Genomic DNA, 19,184 nt, shown 5'->3' with positions numbered 1-19,184 from the left:
CAGAGAATGCCAGAAAGATAGGAGAATGCATAAAAAGCAGGTATGAGGCCGGCTTAGAGAGAAAGATACGTTCTGATATAGAGTATGATATCTACCCATTAGGATAAAAAAGATAATGGCCGGCGTTTATCGCGCCGGCCATCATTTATGTCTAAAGTTTCTTTCTAAGCATGTCAGGATTGGTAGCAAATGCAAGCGCTGTGTCAGCAGATATGATATTTTCCTTGAACAGCTTCTGGAGGCTTGAATCCATGGATACCATGTCCTCGTTGGCTGAAGAATAGAGGATGCCGTCAATCTGAGGAATCTTGTTGTCACGGATCATATTACGGATAGCAGGAGTAACGGTCATGATTTCAAAGGCTGGGACCATCCTTCCATCGATGGATGGCACGAGCTGCTGAGATACGACTGTCTGAAGCACCATGGACAGCTGGACGGCAATCTGACGCTGTTGGTTAGGCGGAAACACATCGATGATCCGGTCAATGGTATTGGCGGCTCCAATGGTATGAAGCGTGGAAAAGATAAGATGGCCGGTCTCGGCTGCCGTCATGGCTACCTGCATCGTCTCATAATCCCGCATCTCTCCCAGAAGGATGACATCCGGACTCTGACGAAGCGATGCCCGAAGCGCAGTAACGTAACTCTGAGTATCTACATTGATTTCCCGCTGGCTAACGATGCTTTTATTGTGCCGGTGAAGGTATTCCAAAGGGTCTTCAAGCGTGATGATATGCTTGTCGTAACTCTTATTAATATGATCAATAATACAGGCAAGAGTGGTGGACTTTCCGCTGCCGGCAGGACCGGTAACAAGAACCATCCCCTTTGAATAGTGGGCGAAATTAATAATCTTGTCCGGCAGTCCGATTTCCTTTGGATCAGGAAGAGTGAAGGTTATTATCCTTATGACGACGGATAGGGCGTCTCTTTGCTTATATGCGCTTACCCGGAACCTGGACAGTCCGGGAATCGCGAATGAAAAATCATCGTCTCCTGAATCTTCAAGATTGGATAGCGGGCGATTTCCGGCAAGATGGTAGATCTGCCCGATAACCATTCTGGTATCTTCCGGCAAAAGACGGCATTCATCTTCTCTGGCGATCATCCCGTTAATCCTCATGGAAACGGGAAGCCCGGCTACGATAAACACGTCGGAGGCACCTGCCCGTACGGCGTTTTCTAGTAATTGCGATGTATTCAAGTTCATAATGGATATTCCTCCTACTTATTCTTCACCGATTAATTTGATGCTATTGTCGCCCTTCCATTCTTTCGTATTGATTTCCTTCCAGGCGACAATCTGATAATAACTGCTTGATCCATTGGATGCTATTTCCGTAGGCGACAAGATTCTTAACTTTACGAAGACTGCCTGGGAATCATTCATCTCAGCCTGGTATGAGATCAGGGGATTCTCTTTCGTAAACGTCTGGGAGATTTCTGGAAGGCTGTCTTTGATCTGCTGATAGTAATCATCATCAGACTCGGCGCCTTTATATGCTATGTCCAATATACGGTCAATTTCCGCAAGTTTTGTCTCCGCCTGTCCGGAAGCCTTATAATACTCTTTGGAATGGTCGGCCATCTTCTGGCTGAACCTGTGATCTGCCGCGGCAGATGATAAGGAAAGCGCGGCAAAGGTAACCATACAAAGGATGATGAAAATCATCAGCAGTGATACGTTACCTATATTTGTAATCGAAAAGTTTTTCTTTTTCATAGAAGCTCCTTATAAAATATTCCCTTTTTCATCCTAATGTAGTGCTGGCTATGGATGAAGAGGGGGATGAAGGCTTACATTAAGCGAATAGACAGGCTTCTTTTTCTCAGAAGTCTTATATGCATCTATGCAAAACACGCAAAGGGATTCCTCCTGCGTTTTCCTGACCTTTATATAATATGTCGCGTTTCCGGAAGTACAGCAGTTCCAGCTGGCATCATAGTATATGGTTAAACAATTGCCATCTACAGCGATATCCGGGTATTCAGAAGTAAGAAAGCCGGAGGTTCCTTTCATGTCCATGGAGGAAGATTCCGGGGATTTCAAGGAATAGGTCAAAAGTTCCGCGATATTCTCGGACTGGTTCACAGCCATATTCAGATCATTGGTATCCTGTCCCATCTGTCGGGAAGCAGTAAAAATACGCAGACAGATGGCGCTTACCAGGGAAAAGAAAAGAATTGCAATCATGATCTCCATCAGGAACATGCTGGAGTGCCGGTTTAATGACTGTTTCATGGCGTGCTCCTTTCTGCGACAAGAGACGAAGACTTCCTGCCATCCTTGTCTGTAAATACAAATCGAAATAACCCTTCTTCAATTTCTTCCATTTGGAATGACTCAAGTTCCATAATGTCTTTCCCGCTTTTCAAAGAGGCTGACACGCCGTCGCGTATAAATAATTCCTTCAGGCTTCCATCGTATTCATAGATATAGGTGGTATATGCAATTCCGTCAGAATTTCCTGCAAGAACAAGACAGTCGCGTCCGTCTACAGACTGGATGGAAATGCCGCCTCCTTCATCATTCTGGTGTATCTTCTCATTGACATAGGCAAGGGAGGTGCGGGCAACATAATTGCTGTTGGATTCTTTTGTCTGCGTATTATAAATGTTGGCAGAGAGAACCAGCACGGCAAAGGAAGAAGCCGCGAATACAAAAAATACCGCTAATGGAAATATAAAATCTATGACATGTCTATTCTGACTACGGAATCTCACGCCTACTCCTCCTTTTTGATAATCGTTACGTCAGGTATTATATTGGAGCCCAGAGGCTGATAGTCTACAAAAAATTTTTCTTCATCATAGTGGAGCCCGTAACTCTTCTTCAGATAGTCGAGACTCTCCGGATAATTCCCCTCTACGGCATAGCACTGGGTAATGCTTCGCGTCAATGCGGTTTCAAGGGTCTGATACTCTTCCTTGTCAGATTCGCTGGAGACGGACATTACGGAGAGATAGAAACACAGTAATATGGCTAGAAAGAACGATAAAGAAATAATAATATTTCTAATGTATGAACTTTTTCGGTTTCTTTCAAAACGGTGCGTCATAAAAACTCCTTTGCTATAGGGCAGCCATAATGTTCATAAGAGGAAGCATTACCGACAGCAGTATAATTCCTACGATGATGGACAGTATGATGACAAGCGTGGGTTCAACGGTTGCAATGATGCTGGAAAGGTGAGTGTCGATGTCTTCTTCATACTGATGGGCGATCTTGTTCATGACATCATCTAATATGCCGGTTCTTGATCCAATAGATGCCATTCTTGCATATACTTCTGAAAATACGCCGTTTTCCAGCAGAGTATTGCAGAGATCTTCGCCGGAGGAAACCGCTTCCTTACATTTGGACAGTCTCCTACAAAACTCATCCTGCTCGATCAGATCCGCTGCCAGATTCAGACACTCTTCTGGCGTAAGCCCGCTGCTTAATGTCAGCGCCATGCCGTTTGCAAATCTGTAGGAGGAAATTTTCTCAGATATATTCCGGGTTCTCCTGAATCGAACAATCAGGCTTCGGAATGCATTCTGTCCTCTGGTAGTTTTAAAGGCATAGACAGCCAGGACGGCAATGATTATAAGAATACCGATAAAAATAACGGAATGCCGGTCAAGAAAGGCTCCGATATGCAGAATGGCCCCGGAAGGGCCAGTCATTTCGCTGCCAAGCTGCTTGAATACCTGATTGAAGACAGGCATGACTTTTGTAATCAGGACGATAATTACGAGAATCATCATAAATATCATGATAAGCGGATAAGTAACCGCGTTCTTGATGGTCTGTGCCAATGAGGCCTCTTTTTCATAGTACTCGGCCAGCGACTGCATGACATCATCCAGGCGTCCGGTCTGCTCGCCGATACGCACCATATTAAGCAGGTATCCGGGAAAAGCGCCCGTCTTTTTTAAAGCTTCATGAAGAATGCCAGTGTGGGTCAGCACATCGTTCATAACGGTCAGCAATTCTTTTTCATCGCTGCCCCGCGCATCTTGCAGCATGATCGAAACTCCTTCAATGGAAGAGATTCCGGACTTTAAGATCATTGCCATCTGGGAACAGAAGGAAGCAATCTCTGTATTTGATAGTGGCGTAATATTTTTCTTAGGCATAAGGGCTCCTTTCCTTAGGCATAGTATTAATATGAGTATTTTAGTACATAATGGCTTTCGTGGCCGATGTATTTGCCGACAGAGGAAGTATTGTTATTGGCAGCAAGCGTGGGATCCATCAATTCCCAGGAAGTGCCGTCAAATTCAATGATATCGTCTATCCAGCCAGTGTCTTTGGTATAAGTGCTGATCCAGGCATGCAAGGCTTCTCCGGAATATCCTACTTCAAGTTTTGTAGGCATGCCTTGGGAGCGAAGCATGGCGGTCATTACAGAAGCATAGTCGAAGCAGATGCCGGTCCCTGACTTGAGCGTATCATCAATGTCAGGCAGGTATCCATAAGTAACACTATTCGCCTTTGCAGTATCATAAGAGATATTCTCGATGACATAGTGATAGATGTTCTGGATGACTTCCAGATCGCTGTAAGCATTCTTTGCCAGTTCGCTCCCTTTGATAACCGTCTTTGAACCGGCAGTAAAGGATACATATTGATTGGGATAGAGAAATGGCAGGAATTCATCTTCAATAGCGACATCGATGTCCTGGGATAAGGCGATAAGGTAAGAGTCGCCTTCCACATTTTCCAGCACCTGTATCGTGTAAGCGCCATTTCCGGCAGAGAGGGGGAAGGTGGTATAGGCTCCCCTGTCTATCAGCAGGTAGGTATAAGGAATCTGATCAGATCCGGTTATCTGTACCTTCACCTTTGGGCAATCCCCGGAGTAGCTGACCATAATGTAGCCCTGGGATGTGTTTGATGCATCTATGGATGCATAGTCATTATTGTAAACGACTGTCCCATCCGCACAAGGCGTAAGAACCTTGGGAGCGGAATCTCTGGGAGGGACCTTATGCTCGCTCTTGGCAACAGATTCCTTGCCGGAACAACTGCAAAGGAGAATACATGACAGTATAAAGGTGATACAAGTCAGACTTGTAATACGGCTCATGTCGGTACTCCTCCTTAATTCAATCATCATTCTTCAATTGGAGAGACAAGAAGCTTCAGTTCGTTTCCTGCGTGGTCCGGAATGATTACAGATGTAGGCGTTTTTGGTATCCGGAAGGTAATGATTCCTTCTTCTATGTCATAGGATACTGGCTTAAGGCCGCGGATATTTCCGTAATCTATACCGGAATAGGTATCCTGGACCACCAGATATATCAGGTCGTCTTTGGTATAAGATTTAATAAATACAGGCTTATCCATATCCAGATGCGTTACGGTATAAGTCTTGACTGCTGTCTGCCCGTTCATAGATACTGCCTTGATCTTTAACTTCCCATTGGAAATGATCTCGGCTGTATACTCTTTGGAACCGGATTTGCGTAGATGAACCGGTGTGCTGTTATCAAGCGTTGCGTTGACGGAGCGCACCGGAAGCAAACTTTGGATGCGGATCACATACAGTGCATTAGATGCCGAGTCTACATTCGTGCGTTCTGCCACAATGGAAGGCTTAAGAAACAGGCAGGGCAGAAGCAGAAGAAGAAGCAGGAATATACAGGCAGCAGCCTTCTCCCATATAAATCCAGGCTTTTTATAATTCTCCCAAGATTCTAGAATCTCCACAGGGATTGTGGCGGGTTCCATATCACGCCTGGCAAAAATATGATTAAGCAATTCTCCTGCAGCCTGCGGCTCCAGATCTGGAATCTTGGCTCGGAGAAAGTGCGAGGGAACATGATCCTGCATGGATGCTTCATGGCAGATTCGATAATTGATCTCTTCCAGCCAGGATGCAAGGCGGCGCGAGTCATCGAGCAATTCTATATTCTCAAAGGCGCATGTATAGACATCCTTCAAGATAGCCTGCGCCAGAAAAGGATCTTTGATATATTGGCATGCGTAACGGTACTGCTTCCTGTAGGTGGCTGCGTACAATTCGGCAAGGGCGTCGCTATCGTTCTCTTTTGCCTTCTTTAACAGTCTGTCCAAATATTCATAATCCAGTTCAGCCATAAAACAAAACTCCCTCCTATATTATGATTATTTGTAAATCCGGTTATTGGCAAGAGCGATAAGCCCGGTAATCTTCGCAAGATGCTCCTTGCTGTTAAGGGCGGCCCCGACTTTGTATTCCATGTCTATGGAATCTGCCTTTGCATTATGGCGCTGTACTTTTTCAAAAACTCTCGTAAGAAATGCATCCAATTTTTCCTGGGTACAGTCTTCAAATATAGCAAGAAATTTATTTCCTCCGTTTCGCCCTACAAAGCCAAGCGACAGCGCGGATGAAGACAGGATGGCGGAAAAATCTTTTAACAGACGGTTGCCGGCAGCGTGGTCATACAGCGAATTGACCTCAGACAGATTGGCCAGTTCAATCATAATGCATCCGATATCCTCGGGCAATTCGGAATCAATATACTTTTCAATCAGCGTATCGCAGCTGAAGCGGTTGGGTATGCCGGATAAAGGATCTGAATATGCCACCCCATACAAATTATGAAAATGAAGTTTAATGGAAGATATAATACTTAAATCTATCATAATAAACAAAAAACTTGCTATTAAAATAATCCAAATTAAAAAGAATAATGTGGTAGCAGAAGAAGAGGAAAACACGAACTGCTTTACCTCTGGCTTTAATAGGAAAAAGACGCTGATAAGGGTGATCACAGCCAGGATGGATAGCTGGATGATCTTAAACACGCTTAACTTCTTCATGACAATCAGACTCCTTTGATAGTTGCTAATATTATAAGCCATTATATCATAACTTGTATTCAGTTGGTCAATCTATTATAATAGTAAGATAATAAATTTGCAGAACAGAAGGTCATATTATGGAGATAGATGAGATTAAGAAAAAGGTGCTGGAAGATGTAGACCCGCAGCTGCGCAGTCAGAAGAAAAAGGAAATGAGAAGGGCCAGGCTCGTGATTTCCCTGCAGTTTTTAGCGCTGGCTGCCGTGATCCTGCTGGTTTTCTATCTGATGATGGGATTTTCCACCGTGACAGGCAATTCTATGTATCCCACCCTCCATGACACGGATATTGTAGCTTATTCCCGTCTGGGAAAGGAGTATAAGCCAGGGGATGTTATCGTGTTTAAAAGATCGGACGGAGAGGAATTCGTAAAGAGAGTCGTAGCAGTAGCCGGAGATACGGTAAATATCCAGTTGGGCAAGGTATATGTGAATGGAGAAGAAGCAAAATTCAAAGGAACGCTTGGGAAGACCAGCAGGACTGGGAACTGCATCGAGTATCCGGTGGTGGTTGAAGATAAGGAAGTCTTCGTCCTGGGAGACAACCGGGAAATATCAGAAGACTCACGGGAATTTGGCGCGGTGAAGAACAATGATATAAAAGGAAGGATCATCTGGTATCTGGGAAGACTGTAATTTGTTTTACTGGTGCAATGACTCCTGCTATGGTAAAATGTAATGCAAGAAAAAGTTATACGGAGGACGGGATGATGAGACGAGGCAGGCAGATACTGGCAGCAATAATACTACTGGCAGTCATGTGCGCTTGCAGGGAAACGACCGCATTTGCCACTGAGCCAGATGCGGCCGAACAGACAGAGGAACTGTCAGAAGAACAGAAGGCTGAACAAGCAGCCTATGAGATGAAGGTTGATAGCAATGACTGGAAGAATTGGCCGCAAGGGCCGGGAACCTACGGGGAGGCGGCAATCGTAATGGAAGTGGGGACAGGGGCAATCCTGTATGCGAAGAATATCGATTCCCACCAATATCCGGCCAGCATTACCAAGGTGTTGACCGCCCTGGTAGCGATGGAAAACGGGCAGCTTGAAGATCCGGTGACATTTTCCCATGACAGCGTGGCATTCCTTAAGCCGGGAGATTCTTCCGTAGGCCTGAAGGAGGGAAACCAGATATCCCTGGAGCAAGCGCTGCACGCAACGCTTCTGGCATCCGCCAATGAGGCGGCCTATGCGGTAGGCGAGAGCGTAGGCATCAATGCAGGCCATGATTACAACTGGTTTATGGAACAGATGAATATCCGGTGCAGGGAACTTGGAGGGGAGAATTCTAATTTTGCCAATACGAACGGGCTTCACGATGAGAATCACTATACTTGTGCCAGGGACATGGCGCTTATAGGACGGGAACTTTTCAAGCATCCGGATTTCTTCCGCATCGTCCAGACGCTGAACTATGCAATTCCTGCATCTGAGACGGTAGAAGAACATATCTTTCAGCAGAAGCATAAGATGCTGATACCGGAGAATTCGAATTATTATCCATATGCGATCGGAGGGAAGACGGGGTTTACATCGGATGCATTGTCTACGTTGATAACCATGGCAGATAATGGCGGCATGCAGCTGGTATGTGTAGTCTTAAGGACCCATGGGGTGCATATCTACCCGGACACGGCAGGCCTGTTCGAGTACGCATTTAACAATTTTGGAAAAGTGCCGGTGGCAGATTATGAGTCATCCAAGGATGTAGGAGAGATATTGGAGGATGGAAGCTGCAATTACGTAATGCTTCCGCAGAGCGTGAAGTTTGAAGATTTGGATATGGAATTGGTACCGGACGGAGGAATCAGCAGCGAGGCAACACTTCAATATACATATGAAGGCAATCCTGTTGGCTCTGCCAGATGTACCTTGAGCGACAGTTATAAGGATGAGCATTCGGCCAAAGTTACGGCTGCGAAGAAGGAAAAGAAGCCAAAGGATGATGGCCAAAAGAAAGGCAAGACAAAGAAGATGGCTGTTGCATGCGCATCGGTGGTGCTGGCAATTCTGATCACTATATTCATCAGCGTGATCATGCGCAGGAGCCGCATAAGGAAAAGGCGGCGCAGAAGATAGAAAGATTGTAAAAAACCCTTGACTATTCAGGGGCTTTTTTACTATAATAGAACAGCATATATGAAAGATGTTGACGAAGACAGTAGGATAGATCAGAAAGGCATAGCGAGCCAGGGACGGTGCAAGCCTGGTACAAGTAAGGTATATCTGAATATCACTTCCGAGTTGCAGCGTTCGAAAGGCCAGAGGACGGCCAAGTAGATGCTGACGGCATTCCCCCGTTACAGGGAAGGCATATGATAGTATGTTTAGGTGGTTTATAAACGCAGGCTTGGCTTTCGTCCTATTCAGGGCGGAAGTTTTTTTATTTTTAATTAAGATACATGATTAAGGAGGTTTCAAAATGTACAAGAAAGTTTCAACGGACTTGAATTTTGTAGACAGAGAAAAAGAAATTGAAAAATTCTGGGAAGAAAATGGCATCTTTGAAAAGAGCATGAAAGAGCGTGATGGCAATGATATCTATATGTTCTATGACGGCCCGCCCACAGCCAACGGCAAGCCGCATATCGGCCATGTGCTCACTCGCGTTATCAAGGATATGATTCCAAGATACCGCACGATGAAGGGATATGAGGTGCCGCGCAAGGCAGGATGGGATACCCATGGGCTGCCGGTAGAACTGGAAGTAGAAAAAGCGCTGGGCCTGGATGGAAAAGATCAGATTGAAGAATATGGCCTGGAGCCATTCATCGACAAATGTAAGGAAAGCGTATGGAAATACAAGGGTATGTGGGAAGATTTCTCCGGAACGGTAGGGTTCTGGGCTGATATGGAAAACCCATATGTTACCTATCATAATGACTTTATTGAGTCCGAGTGGTGGGCGCTTAAACAGATCTGGGATAAGGGCCTGCTTTACAAGGGCTTTAAGATCGTGCCTTACTGCCCGCGCTGCGGAACCCCGCTTTCCGCACAGGAAGTAGCCCAGGGCTATAAAGACGTGAAGGAACGCTCTGCGATCGTTCGTTTCAAGGTGGTAGGCGAAGACGCGTATTTCCTTGCATGGACTACCACGCCTTGGACATTGCCATCCAATATCGGCCTTTGCGTAAATCCGCAGGAAGACTATGCAAAGGTGAAGGCAGCAGATGGATACGTATACTACATGGCAGTCGCTCTTCTTGATACGGTCCTTGGCAAACTGGCAGAAGAAGGAAATCCAGCTTACGAGATTCTTGAGACATATAAGGGACAGGACCTGGAATACAAAGAATATGATCCTCTGTACCAGTGCGCGGCAGACTGCGCTGCAAGGCAGAATAAGAAAGCCTTCTTTATTACCTGTGACTCCTATGTAACGTTGACGGACGGTACAGGCGTTGTCCATATCGCGCCTGCATTCGGTGAGGACGATGCCAAGGTAGGACGCAAGTATGACATGCCTTTCGTTCAGCTGGTAGACGAGAAAGGGCGCATGACAGAGGATGCTCCATGTGCAGGAGTATTCGTAAAGGATGCTGATCCAGAGATTCTAAAGGACCTGGATGCAAGAGGCCTTCTATTTGACGCACCTAAGTTCGAGCATAGTTATCCACACTGCTGGAGATGTGATACGCCTCTGCTTTACTATGCGAGGGAATCTTGGTTCATCAAGATGACGGAGGTAAAGGATGACCTGATCGCAAACAACAATACAATCAACTGGATCCCGGAGAGTATTGGAAAGAAGCGTTTTGGGGACTGGCTTGAAAATGTCCAGGATTGGGGCATCAGCCGGAACCGTTATTGGGGAACTCCGCTGAATATCTGGGAGTGCGAGTGCGGTCACCAGCATTCCATCGGAAGCATTGCGGAATTGAAGGAAATGTCTGATAACTGCCCGGAAGATATCGAGCTTCACCGCCCATACATTGATGCGGTTACCATTAAGTGTCCGATCTGCGGCAAAGAGATGCATCGTGTTCCGGAGGTGATCGACTGCTGGTTTGACTCTGGATCCATGCCATTTGCACAGCACCACTACCCATTTGAAAATAAGGAACTGTTCGAGAAGCAGTTCCCGGCTGACTTTATATCTGAGGCTGTGGACCAGACCCGTGGATGGTTCTACTCCCTGCTGGCAATCTCTACATTGATATTTAATAAAGCGCCGTACAAGAACGTGATCGTCCTCGGCCACGTACAGGATGAGAACGGGCAGAAGATGAGCAAATCCAAAGGAAACGCCGTAGATCCTTTCGATGCGCTGGAAAAATACGGAGCAGACGCGATCCGCTGGTATTTCTATGTCAACAGCGCACCTTGGCTGCCAAACCGTTTCCACGGAAAAGCAGTTACGGAAGGACAGCGTAAGTTCATGGGAACTTTATGGAATACGTATGCATTCTTTGTGCTGTATGCCAATATTGATGGATTCGACGCCACAAAATATTCGCTTGATTATGATAAATTATCGGTAATGGACAAATGGCTGCTGTCCAAACTGAATACATTAATTAAAGAAGTAGATGACAATCTTGGAAATTACAGGATTCCGGAGGCAGCAAGAGCATTGCAGGACTTCGTGGATGATATGAGCAACTGGTATGTAAGAAGAAGCCGCGAACGCTTCTGGGCAAAGGGAATGGAGCAGGATAAGATAAATGCCTACATGACGCTTTATACCGCGTTGGTAGAAGTATGCAAGGCAGCTGCGCCGATGATCCCGTTTATGACAGAAGACATTTATCAGAATCTGGTAAGAAGCATCGACCAGAGCGCGCCGGAAAGTATCCACCTGTGCGACTTCCCGGCCGCAGACAACTCCTATATTGATAAAGATCTGGAGTCCAATATGGAACGTGTGCTGAAACTGGTCGTGATGGGCCGCGCATGCAGGAATACGGCGAACATTAAAAACCGTCAGCCGATCGGGCAGATGTATGTAAAGGCAGATTTTGATCTTCCGGCATTCTACCAGGAGATCGTAGAAGACGAGCTGAATGTAAAGACTATGACATTTACACAAGAAGTACGCGATTTTACCTCTTATTCTTTCAAGCCACAGTTAAAGACAGTGGGGCCAAAATATGGTAAAATGTTAGGAGGCATCAAAGCAGCCTTAAGTTCGATCGACGGCAACGCTGCCATGGATGAATTGAATGCTGCGGATGCCCTGAAACTGGATATTAATGGGCAGGAAGTCACACTGTTCAGAGAAGATTTGCTGATCGAGACGGCCCAGATGGAGGGCTATGTATCAGAGAATGACAATGGCATTACCGTTGTTCTGGATACAAACCTGTCAGATGAACTTCTGGAAGAAGGATTCGTCCGCGAGATTATCAGCAAGGTCCAGACCATGCGTAAGGAGGCAGGATTTGAGGTCATGGATAAGATCGAGATCTCTTACGAAGGAACAGAGAAAGCCGAGAAGATATTTGCAGAAAATGCCGCTACGATTGGGGATGAGACGCTCGCGCTCAAGGTAACGAAAGAGACGCCGCAGGGATATGTAAAGGATTGGAAGATCAATGGCGAGAACGTAACCCTTGGAGTAGAGAAGAAATAAGAATGCTCAGGCTTAGAAAGAGAAGGGAAATGAATATGTATAATCCGAGATTTGAAAAGGAAGCATTTAAAAAAGAAGTTACGAATAATGTAAAGACGCTGTTTCGCAGGACGGTTGATGAGGCCACTCCTCAGCAGTTGTTCCAGGCGGTATCTTATGCGGTGAAAGAGGTCATTATAGATGACTGGCTTGCAACCCAGAAGAAGTATGATGAAGATGATCCGAAGATGGTCTACTATATGTCCATGGAGTTCCTGATGGGAAGAGCGCTTGGCAATAACCTGATTAACATGACGGCGTACACGGAAGTAAAGGAAGCATTGGACGAGATGGGAATAGACCTAAATGCCATCGAGGACGAGGAGCCGGATCCGGCTCTTGGAAACGGCGGCCTTGGCCGTCTGGCAGCCTGCTTCCTGGATTCGCTGGCAACCCTTGGATATGCGGCATACGGCTGTGGCATACGTTATCATTACGGAATGTTTAAGCAGAAGATTGAAGATGGATATCAGGTGGAGAAGCCGGATAACTGGCTCAAGGATGGCAATCCCTTTGAACTTCGCAGGCCCGAATACGCAAAGGAAGTGCGCTTTGGCGGAAATATCCGGGTAGAGTATGACGAAGAGGGCAGGACTCATTTCGTTCAGGAGAATTATGAGTCTGTACTGGCTATACCGTACGACTATCCGATCGTGGGATACAATAACCACGTGGTAAATACCCTGCGCATCTGGGATGCGGAGCCGATCGTGGACTTCCAGCTGGATTCTTTTGACAGAGGCGACTATCACAAGGCGGTAGAGCAGCAGAATCTTGCTAAGAATATTGTGGAGGTCCTGTATCCGAACGACAATCATTACGCAGGTAAAGAGTTAAGACTGAAGCAGCAGTATTTCTTCATATCTGCCAGCATTCAGGCAGCAATTGTGAAATATAAGAAGAAGCATGATGATATTACAAAACTTTGTGAAAAAGTCACCTTCCAGATGAATGATACCCATCCAACGGTGGCTGTAGCAGAACTGATGCGTATTCTTCTGGACGAGGAAGGGCTTGGATGGAATGAGGCGTGGAATATTACCACAAAGACCTGCGCATATACCAACCACACCATCATGGCAGAAGCGCTTGAAAAATGGCCAATCGATCTGTTCTCAAGGCTGCTTCCGCGTATTTATCAGATTATCCAGGAGATTGACCGCCGGTTTGTAGAGCAGATTCGAAAGACTTATCCGGGAGACGAAGGCAAGGTAAAACGCATGGCTATCCTTATGGACGGCCAGGTTAAGATGGCACATCTTGCCATCGTCGCAGGATATTCGGTCAACGGCGTTGCACGCCTGCACACGGAGATATTAAAGAACCAGGAACTGAAGGATTTCTACCAGATGATGCCGGAGAAGTTCAACAATAAGACCAATGGCATTACCCAGAGACGTTTCCTTATGCATGGAAACTCTCTGCTGGCGGACTGGGTAACCGACAAGCTTGGCACCAAGGACTGGATTACCGATCTGTCCTTAATGTCAGGCCTGAAAAGATGGGCAGATGACGAAGAGGCTCTCAAGGAATTCATGAGCATCAAGTATAAGAACAAGGAACGCCTGGCAGAATACATACTGGAGCACAATGGAATAGAAGTGGACCCGAGATCCATCTTTGATGTACAGGTAAAAAGACTTCATGAGTATAAGCGCCAGCTGCTGAACATCCTGCATGTGATGTATCTGTATAACCAGGTGAAGGAGCATCCCGAGAAGAGCTTCTATCCTAGAACGTTTATCTTCGGGGCAAAGGCATCCGCAGGATATATCCGCGCAAAACAGATTATCAAGCTGATCAACTCTGTTGCGGATGTAGTGAATAATGACCGCAGCATCAATGGGAAACTTAAGATGGTATTCATTGAAGATTACCGTGTATCCAACGCGGAGTGGATTTTTGCTGCAGCAGATGTAAGCGAACAGATATCCACTGCTTCTAAGGAAGCATCCGGTACAGGCAACATGAAGTTCATGCTCAACGGCGCTCCTACCATTGGAACGATGGATGGAGCCAATGTAGAGATTGTTGAGGAAGTAGGAATAGACAATGCGTTTATCTTTGGCCTAAGTTCGGATGAAGTGATTCACTTTGAACTAAACGGCGGCTATAATCCGATGGATATCTACAACAATGATCCGGATATCCGCCGTGTCGTAGATCAGCTGGTTGACGGAACTTATGCTCATGGCAACACGGAGTTATACCGCGACCTTTATAATTCTCTGTTGAATACGAAGAGCAGCAGCCGGGCAGATATGTACTTTATACTTAAGGACTTCAGGGCATATGCACAGGCGCAGCAGGAGGTAGAGGAAGCATACCGGGATAAAGACAGATGGGCAAAAATGGCTCTTTTGAATACTGCATGCTGTGGCAAATTCTCTTCTGACCGAACCATTCAGGAATATGTTGAGGATATCTGGCATCTGGATAAGATTACAGTGGAGGTATAAAAATGGAGCGTTTTGCAGGAGATATGGCAGTGACAATTTTATTATCGTATTTAGTTATTCTGGGAATATTGGCGATCGGCTGCATTGCCAGTTACCTGCTGCGTGGAATTGGGATGTATACCCTTGGAAAACGACGTGGAATGAATTATCCATGGCTTGCGTTCATACCGTACGCAAGAACCTATTTCCAGGGAGAATTATGCGGCACTTTGCATTTTAAAGAGAAGGAGATCCGTAATCCGGGCATCTGGATACTGGTAATTCCGATCGTCAGCAACTTTGTAACAGGAATCTTTGGAGGGCTGATCTTTGGAGGCGTTGCCATAAGCATGGCCAGGCTGGGCGTGAACTATAGTTCCATTGGCTATCATGATCCAGGATCAGCATTAGCCAACATGTTTTCCGGCACGGGAATAGGAATGCTGATGGCGGGGATTGCGCTTATCGGGATAATTTCCGTGCTGGTGGGCGCCTTGGTCAAGACGCTTCTGGTCCTGGTCAATCATCAGATCTTCGAAAGATATACCGACAAGAACTATGCATTGGTGCATGCGGTTGCAGGAGTCTTCGTGCCGCTGTACACTTCCATCTACTTTTTCATTATCCGTAATCGCGAGGAATAAAAAAGGACACCCTTCCATACAGTGTATGGGAGGGTATTTTTTATGCGGCAGAATTTAAAGAAACTAGGATGCTATATCATCATCATCGTACTGTTGCCATATGTGGTCACCGTGTTTTTAAATGGGCCAAGCATTACTACTTATTCGCATGTGGACAGTACTTATATAAAGGTAAAGTCCGGGAAAAAAGAGGTTAAGATGCCAATAGAAGAATACTGCATCGGCATCCTGGCCAAAGAGATTCCTGCATCCTATGATAAGGAAGCGCTGAAGGCCCAGTCAGTCCTGGTGCGTACGGACGTTTATAAGAAGATCAAAGAGTCAGGGAGCAATACGGTACTGGAAGGGGAGTTCTGGACGCAGAAGCAGATGGAGGACGCGTGGGGAGCGAAATATTCCAAATACTACCGCAAGCTGAAGGACGCCTGGAGCGAGACGGAGGGGCAGGTGCTGCTCTATGGGGAAGACCTGGCATTGACACCCTTTTTCCGCCTAAGCAATGGATGCACCAGGGATGGAGCCGAAGTCCTTGGAAATGGGGATTATGCGTATCTTAAGATTGTGGACTGCCCGCTTGATATCGAGAATACGAAACAGATACAGACGGTGACGGTGGATGATATGGACGCGGAGATAACAGCGCTGGATACCGCCGGATACGTTATAAATGTACGGGTGGGGCAGGAGAATGTGAGTGGAGAGGAATTCCGCAATACTTATAATCTTGCATCCAGCTGTTTCACCCTGCAGCGGTATAACGGAAAAATGAGGATAACTACGCGAGGAATCGGACACGGACTGGGAATGAGCCAGCATACAGCCAATAAAATGTCAAAAAAAGGAAAGACTTATAAAGAAATATTGCAATTTTTCTTCGCGGGGACGGAAATCAAAGAAGTAGCAGAAATATTGCTGGACACAGAATAAGTCCATTACTATCTGGCAAAAATATAGTCAGAGGTGGTGATAAGATGAATAAGAGGCAAAGACCTTCACGAAAAAAGAGAGGTGCTACCGTCGCGGCAGTATTGTGCTTTGTGGCAGCAATTGCAATAGTTGGAACATATACATTCAATGATTACAAAGAGACGCAGCGAAAAGAAGAACTTGCACGGGCGGAAGAAACCAATGACACAAAAGAGAAAAAAACAAAGGAGCCTTCAGAAGAGGCCAACAACCTGGTAATCAGCAATCAGGCAGATACAGATACGCAGGAGAATACGGCGGATGAAGGAACCGGCACAAATGAGACAGAAAACGGCAGCGCAGGAACACAAGCGACAGCCGGTGGCGGCACATCCGTAAGCTTTAATGAAGACAGCAAGTTATTATGGCCGGTGAACGGCACCATACTTTTGAACTACAGTATGGACAAGACCGTATATTTCTCAACACTGGACCAGTACAAGTACAACCCGGCGGTAATCATCTCCGGTGCGGAGGGGGATCAGGTAATCTCAGCAACAACCGGAATCGTTAAATCCATCGATGTAACCGCAGAGACGGGGACAACCGTTAATATTGATATCGGTAATGGATATGAGTTGTTCTATGGACAGTTAAAGGAAGTACCAGTGAAAGTCGGCGACTATGTAGAAGCCAAGACAGTTCTGGGCTATGTAAGCCAGCCGACCAAATACTACAGCGTGGAGGGCTGCAACGTATATTTCGAGATGCGTAAAGACGGACAGCCGGTGAACCCAATAGAATATATGGAAGAATAGCAGATGGGGCGTGACATTAGATGTGTCGCGTCCTTATTTGACATCTGCGGGACATCTTTCTATAATAAAGGTGTAAATGGGCCTAAAGGGAGACGGATATATGAACTATACATATATACTTAAATGCAGAGATAACAGCCTGTACACAGGATGGACGAATGATATAGACAAGAGGCTTAAGGCGCATAATGACGGAAAAGGCGCCAAATATACCAAATCCAGGCGTCCGGTTGAGCTCATCTACTATGAGAAATACGAGACGAAGGAAGAAGCGATGAAACGGGAATATGCCATCAAGCATATGACCCGCAGGGCAAAAGAAGAATTATTAAGAAATGGCCGTGCAGAAAAGGGGACGAAGTAGGGCATTAAAGGCTCGATTCGTCCCCTTTAAATCTACAGTATAAATGCATACATTAAGATGAAGTGGCATGCGCTTCCGCCCATTACGAACAGGTGGAAAATCTCATGGCTTCCAAAGTTCTTGTGCTTGGTGTTGAAAAATGGAAGTTTTAATGCGTAGATAATACCGCCTACAGTGTAGATGATTCCGCCAGCCAGAAGCCATCCAAAGGCTGCGGGCGATAAGGCGTTGAGTATCTGGGTGAATGCAAGCACGCAGGTCCAGCCCATCCCGATATATAGTACGGAAGAAACCCATTTTGGACAGAATACCCAGAATGCCTTGATCAGCATCTCAATCACTGCAATTCCCCATACAATGCCAAGCAGGATAATTCCCGTCCTGCCCTTGAGAACCAGAAGGCATATAGGAGTATAGCTGCCGGCGATCAGCACGCTGATCATCATATGATCAATCTTCTTAAGGATTGTGTTGACCCGCTCGGATCTGTCAATTGTATGGTAAGTCGTGCTGGCTGCATATAATAATATCAGGCTTATCGCATACACCGTAATGGATATGATGTATATCCTGCTGGGCTCATGAGCCGCCTTTATCAGTAGTGGGACTGCCGCAAATATTGCCATCAGCATTCCGATGAAATGTGTGATTGCGCTTCCAGGGTCTTTGATGTGTTTTTTAATAATCTGTGCCATAATACTGCCTCCTAGATGATGAGAATAAAAAATACAACATGTAGTTTTTAAAACTACATTATCTATATATGTATATTATACCCTTGATTCCTAAAAATCAAGCATTATATTAAAACTTATAATATGGAAACAACTGGACTGGTTAAAAATTAAATAACTGGACATTTCTACATGACCACTTTGGTGATAGTATAGGTGCAGTCATAAGAGAAAGGAAGTCGTCATTATGGAACAGAAGAATCAGACGGTAATAAAACTTGCACAGACAGCGATTTTGGCAGCGCTTTGCTACGTTTCATTTACATTTCTGCAGATCAAGATCCCTATGCCCGGAGGAGATGCCACATCCATTCATATAGGAAACGCATTCTGCGTGCTGGCGGCATTGCTTTTAGGCGGTGCTTATGGAGGGCTTGCGGGTGCCATCGGCATGGGCGTTGCGGATCTCATGGACCCGATCTATATAACAGGGGCGCCAAAGACATTTATATTAAAGATGTGCATTGGCCTGATTGTAGGACTGGTGGCGCACAGAATCGCGCGTATTAATGATAGCAGCGATAAGAAATATGTTTTTAAGTGGAGTATGATTGCCTCTGTAGCAGGATTGGGATTTAACGTGGTGGCTGATCCGATCGTAGGATATTTCTATAAGATGTATATACTGGGTCAACCTCAGAAAATGGCGGAAGTGCTGGCAAAGTGGAGTACAGCAGCTACTTTTGTGAATGCCGTGATCTCTACGGTTCTGGTAGCATGCCTGTACAATGCACTACGTCCGATTCTGCTAAGAAGCGGGATGATTCTAACAAAGAGCGCTGGGAAATAGATCCAGAATCAATACAAAAGCCCGTTAAATGCATTCG

At 45.8% G+C, this 19,184-nt stretch carries 19 protein-coding genes; 9 read left to right on the top strand and 10 right to left on the bottom strand.

Features of this window, described 5'->3' with window-relative positions:
- Positions 1-151: 151 nt before the first annotated feature.
- From HDCHBGLK_RS05330 to HDCHBGLK_RS05290, 9 genes are read right to left on the bottom strand one after another with little or no spacing between them, the layout of a single operon-like run.
- Positions 152-1,213 (bottom strand): type IV pilus twitching motility protein PilT, encoded by a 1,062-nt coding sequence (locus HDCHBGLK_RS05330; RefSeq protein WP_004607587.1) that lies wholly within the window; start codon positions 1,211-1,213, stop codon positions 152-154.
- Between the two features lie 18 nt (positions 1,214-1,231).
- Positions 1,232-1,726 (bottom strand): hypothetical protein, encoded by a 495-nt coding sequence (locus HDCHBGLK_RS05325; RefSeq protein WP_004607588.1) that lies wholly within the window; start codon positions 1,724-1,726, stop codon positions 1,232-1,234.
- Positions 1,727-1,774: 48 nt separating this feature from the next.
- Positions 1,775-2,245 carry a type IV pilus modification PilV family protein gene (locus tag HDCHBGLK_RS05320; RefSeq protein WP_004607589.1) on the bottom strand — a complete coding sequence of 157 codons (471 nt, stop codon included), beginning with the start codon at positions 2,243-2,245 and terminating at the stop codon, positions 1,775-1,777.
- Positions 2,242-2,727: a DUF4860 domain-containing protein gene (locus HDCHBGLK_RS05315; protein WP_004607590.1), complete on the bottom strand. Its 486-nt coding sequence runs from the start codon at positions 2,725-2,727 to the stop codon at positions 2,242-2,244. The genes HDCHBGLK_RS05320 and HDCHBGLK_RS05315 overlap by 4 nt, the downstream gene beginning before the upstream one ends.
- Before the next feature lie 2 nt (positions 2,728-2,729).
- Positions 2,730-3,062, bottom strand: coding sequence for a hypothetical protein (locus HDCHBGLK_RS05310; RefSeq protein ID WP_009248410.1), 333 nt, complete (start codon positions 3,060-3,062; stop codon positions 2,730-2,732).
- A gap of 13 nt (positions 3,063-3,075) precedes the next feature.
- Positions 3,076-4,125, bottom strand: coding sequence for a type II secretion system F family protein (locus HDCHBGLK_RS05305; protein ID WP_004607592.1), 1,050 nt, complete (start codon positions 4,123-4,125; stop codon positions 3,076-3,078).
- A gap of 26 nt (positions 4,126-4,151) precedes the next feature.
- A complete protein-coding gene (locus HDCHBGLK_RS05300) occupies positions 4,152-5,078 on the bottom strand; it encodes a transglutaminase-like domain-containing protein (RefSeq protein WP_050755144.1) in 927 nt (308 codons plus the stop codon).
- Positions 5,079-5,104: 26 nt separating this feature from the next.
- On the bottom strand, positions 5,105-6,091 hold the full coding sequence (locus HDCHBGLK_RS05295; RefSeq protein ID WP_004607594.1) for an RNA polymerase sigma factor: 987 nt from the start codon (positions 6,089-6,091) through the stop codon (positions 5,105-5,107).
- Between the two features lie 27 nt (positions 6,092-6,118).
- On the bottom strand, positions 6,119-6,799 hold the full coding sequence (locus HDCHBGLK_RS05290; protein ID WP_039909826.1) for a GGDEF domain-containing protein: 681 nt from the start codon (positions 6,797-6,799) through the stop codon (positions 6,119-6,121).
- Positions 6,800-6,918: 119 nt separating this feature from the next.
- Here HDCHBGLK_RS05290 and lepB point away from each other — a divergent pair, with 119 nt between their 5' ends.
- From lepB to HDCHBGLK_RS05250, 8 genes are all read left to right on the top strand, one after another.
- Positions 6,919-7,476: a signal peptidase I gene (lepB, locus tag HDCHBGLK_RS05285; protein ID WP_004607596.1), complete on the top strand. Its 558-nt coding sequence runs from the start codon at positions 6,919-6,921 to the stop codon at positions 7,474-7,476.
- 71 nt (positions 7,477-7,547) lie between these two features.
- Positions 7,548-8,921: a D-alanyl-D-alanine carboxypeptidase family protein gene (locus HDCHBGLK_RS05280; protein ID WP_233440740.1), complete on the top strand. Its 1,374-nt coding sequence runs from the start codon at positions 7,548-7,550 to the stop codon at positions 8,919-8,921.
- A gap of 343 nt (positions 8,922-9,264) precedes the next feature.
- Positions 9,265-12,414, top strand: a complete 3,150-nt coding sequence (gene ileS, locus HDCHBGLK_RS05275; protein ID WP_004607599.1) for an isoleucine--tRNA ligase — start codon at positions 9,265-9,267, stop codon at positions 12,412-12,414.
- A gap of 35 nt (positions 12,415-12,449) precedes the next feature.
- Positions 12,450-14,912 carry a glycogen/starch/alpha-glucan phosphorylase gene (locus HDCHBGLK_RS05270; protein ID WP_039909845.1) on the top strand — a complete coding sequence of 821 codons (2,463 nt, stop codon included), beginning with the start codon at positions 12,450-12,452 and terminating at the stop codon, positions 14,910-14,912.
- A gap of 2 nt (positions 14,913-14,914) precedes the next feature.
- Entirely contained in the window at positions 14,915-15,535 is a 621-nt protein-coding gene (locus tag HDCHBGLK_RS05265) for a hypothetical protein (protein WP_004607601.1), read from the top strand.
- 42 nt (positions 15,536-15,577) lie between these two features.
- Entirely contained in the window at positions 15,578-16,462 is an 885-nt protein-coding gene (locus HDCHBGLK_RS05260) for a SpoIID/LytB domain-containing protein (RefSeq protein ID WP_004607602.1), read from the top strand.
- Positions 16,463-16,506: 44 nt separating this feature from the next.
- Complete coding sequence (locus HDCHBGLK_RS05255) at positions 16,507-17,259, top strand: M23 family metallopeptidase (protein ID WP_004607603.1); 753 nt, start codon at positions 16,507-16,509, stop codon at positions 17,257-17,259.
- A gap of 100 nt (positions 17,260-17,359) precedes the next feature.
- A complete protein-coding gene (locus HDCHBGLK_RS05250; RefSeq protein WP_009248402.1) occupies positions 17,360-17,623 on the top strand; it encodes a GIY-YIG nuclease family protein in 264 nt (87 codons plus the stop codon).
- Positions 17,624-17,655: 32 nt separating this feature from the next.
- Here HDCHBGLK_RS05250 and trhA read toward each other — a convergent pair whose 3' ends face one another.
- Complete coding sequence (gene trhA, locus HDCHBGLK_RS05245; RefSeq protein ID WP_004607605.1) at positions 17,656-18,318, bottom strand: PAQR family membrane homeostasis protein TrhA; 663 nt, start codon at positions 18,316-18,318, stop codon at positions 17,656-17,658.
- A gap of 226 nt (positions 18,319-18,544) precedes the next feature.
- On the opposite strand from trhA, the gene HDCHBGLK_RS05240 reads away from it, so the two are divergent.
- Positions 18,545-19,147 carry an ECF transporter S component gene (locus tag HDCHBGLK_RS05240; protein WP_004607606.1) on the top strand — a complete coding sequence of 201 codons (603 nt, stop codon included), beginning with the start codon at positions 18,545-18,547 and terminating at the stop codon, positions 19,145-19,147.
- Positions 19,148-19,184 lie beyond the last annotated feature (37 nt).

Origin of the sequence: [Clostridium] scindens ATCC 35704, assembly GCF_004295125.1 — a bacterium.
Taxonomy (GTDB): Bacteria; Bacillota; Clostridia; order Lachnospirales; family Lachnospiraceae; genus Clostridium_AP; species Clostridium_AP scindens.
This window is presented reverse-complemented; position numbering and strand designations above follow the sequence as displayed.

Bases quoted from the DNA above. Each gene is read 5' to 3' on its own strand.
- HDCHBGLK_RS05330 (WP_004607587.1), bottom strand. From the start codon at position 1,213: ATGAACTTGAATACATCGCAATTACTAGAAAACGCCGTACGGGCAGGT.
- HDCHBGLK_RS05325 (WP_004607588.1), bottom strand. From the start codon at position 1,726: ATGAAAAAGAAAAACTTTTCGATTACAAATATAGGTAACGTATCACTG.
- HDCHBGLK_RS05320 (WP_004607589.1), bottom strand. From the start codon at position 2,245: ATGAAACAGTCATTAAACCGGCACTCCAGCATGTTCCTGATGGAGATC.
- HDCHBGLK_RS05310 (WP_009248410.1), bottom strand. From the start codon at position 3,062: ATGACGCACCGTTTTGAAAGAAACCGAAAAAGTTCATACATTAGAAAT.
- HDCHBGLK_RS05305 (WP_004607592.1), bottom strand. From the start codon at position 4,125: ATGCCTAAGAAAAATATTACGCCACTATCAAATACAGAGATTGCTTCC.
- HDCHBGLK_RS05300 (WP_050755144.1), bottom strand. From the start codon at position 5,078: ATGAGCCGTATTACAAGTCTGACTTGTATCACCTTTATACTGTCATGT.
- HDCHBGLK_RS05295 (WP_004607594.1), bottom strand. From the start codon at position 6,091: ATGGCTGAACTGGATTATGAATATTTGGACAGACTGTTAAAGAAGGCA.
- HDCHBGLK_RS05290 (WP_039909826.1), bottom strand. From the start codon at position 6,799: ATGAAGAAGTTAAGCGTGTTTAAGATCATCCAGCTATCCATCCTGGCT.
- lepB (WP_004607596.1), top strand. From the start codon at position 6,919: ATGGAGATAGATGAGATTAAGAAAAAGGTGCTGGAAGATGTAGACCCG.
- HDCHBGLK_RS05280 (WP_233440740.1), top strand. From the start codon at position 7,548: ATGATGAGACGAGGCAGGCAGATACTGGCAGCAATAATACTACTGGCA.
- ileS (WP_004607599.1), top strand. From the start codon at position 9,265: ATGTACAAGAAAGTTTCAACGGACTTGAATTTTGTAGACAGAGAAAAA.
- HDCHBGLK_RS05270 (WP_039909845.1), top strand. From the start codon at position 12,450: ATGTATAATCCGAGATTTGAAAAGGAAGCATTTAAAAAAGAAGTTACG.
- HDCHBGLK_RS05265 (WP_004607601.1), top strand. From the start codon at position 14,915: ATGGAGCGTTTTGCAGGAGATATGGCAGTGACAATTTTATTATCGTAT.
- HDCHBGLK_RS05260 (WP_004607602.1), top strand. From the start codon at position 15,578: ATGCGGCAGAATTTAAAGAAACTAGGATGCTATATCATCATCATCGTA.
- HDCHBGLK_RS05255 (WP_004607603.1), top strand. From the start codon at position 16,507: ATGAATAAGAGGCAAAGACCTTCACGAAAAAAGAGAGGTGCTACCGTC.
- HDCHBGLK_RS05250 (WP_009248402.1), top strand. From the start codon at position 17,360: ATGAACTATACATATATACTTAAATGCAGAGATAACAGCCTGTACACA.
- trhA (WP_004607605.1), bottom strand. From the start codon at position 18,318: ATGGCACAGATTATTAAAAAACACATCAAAGACCCTGGAAGCGCAATC.
- HDCHBGLK_RS05240 (WP_004607606.1), top strand. From the start codon at position 18,545: ATGGAACAGAAGAATCAGACGGTAATAAAACTTGCACAGACAGCGATT.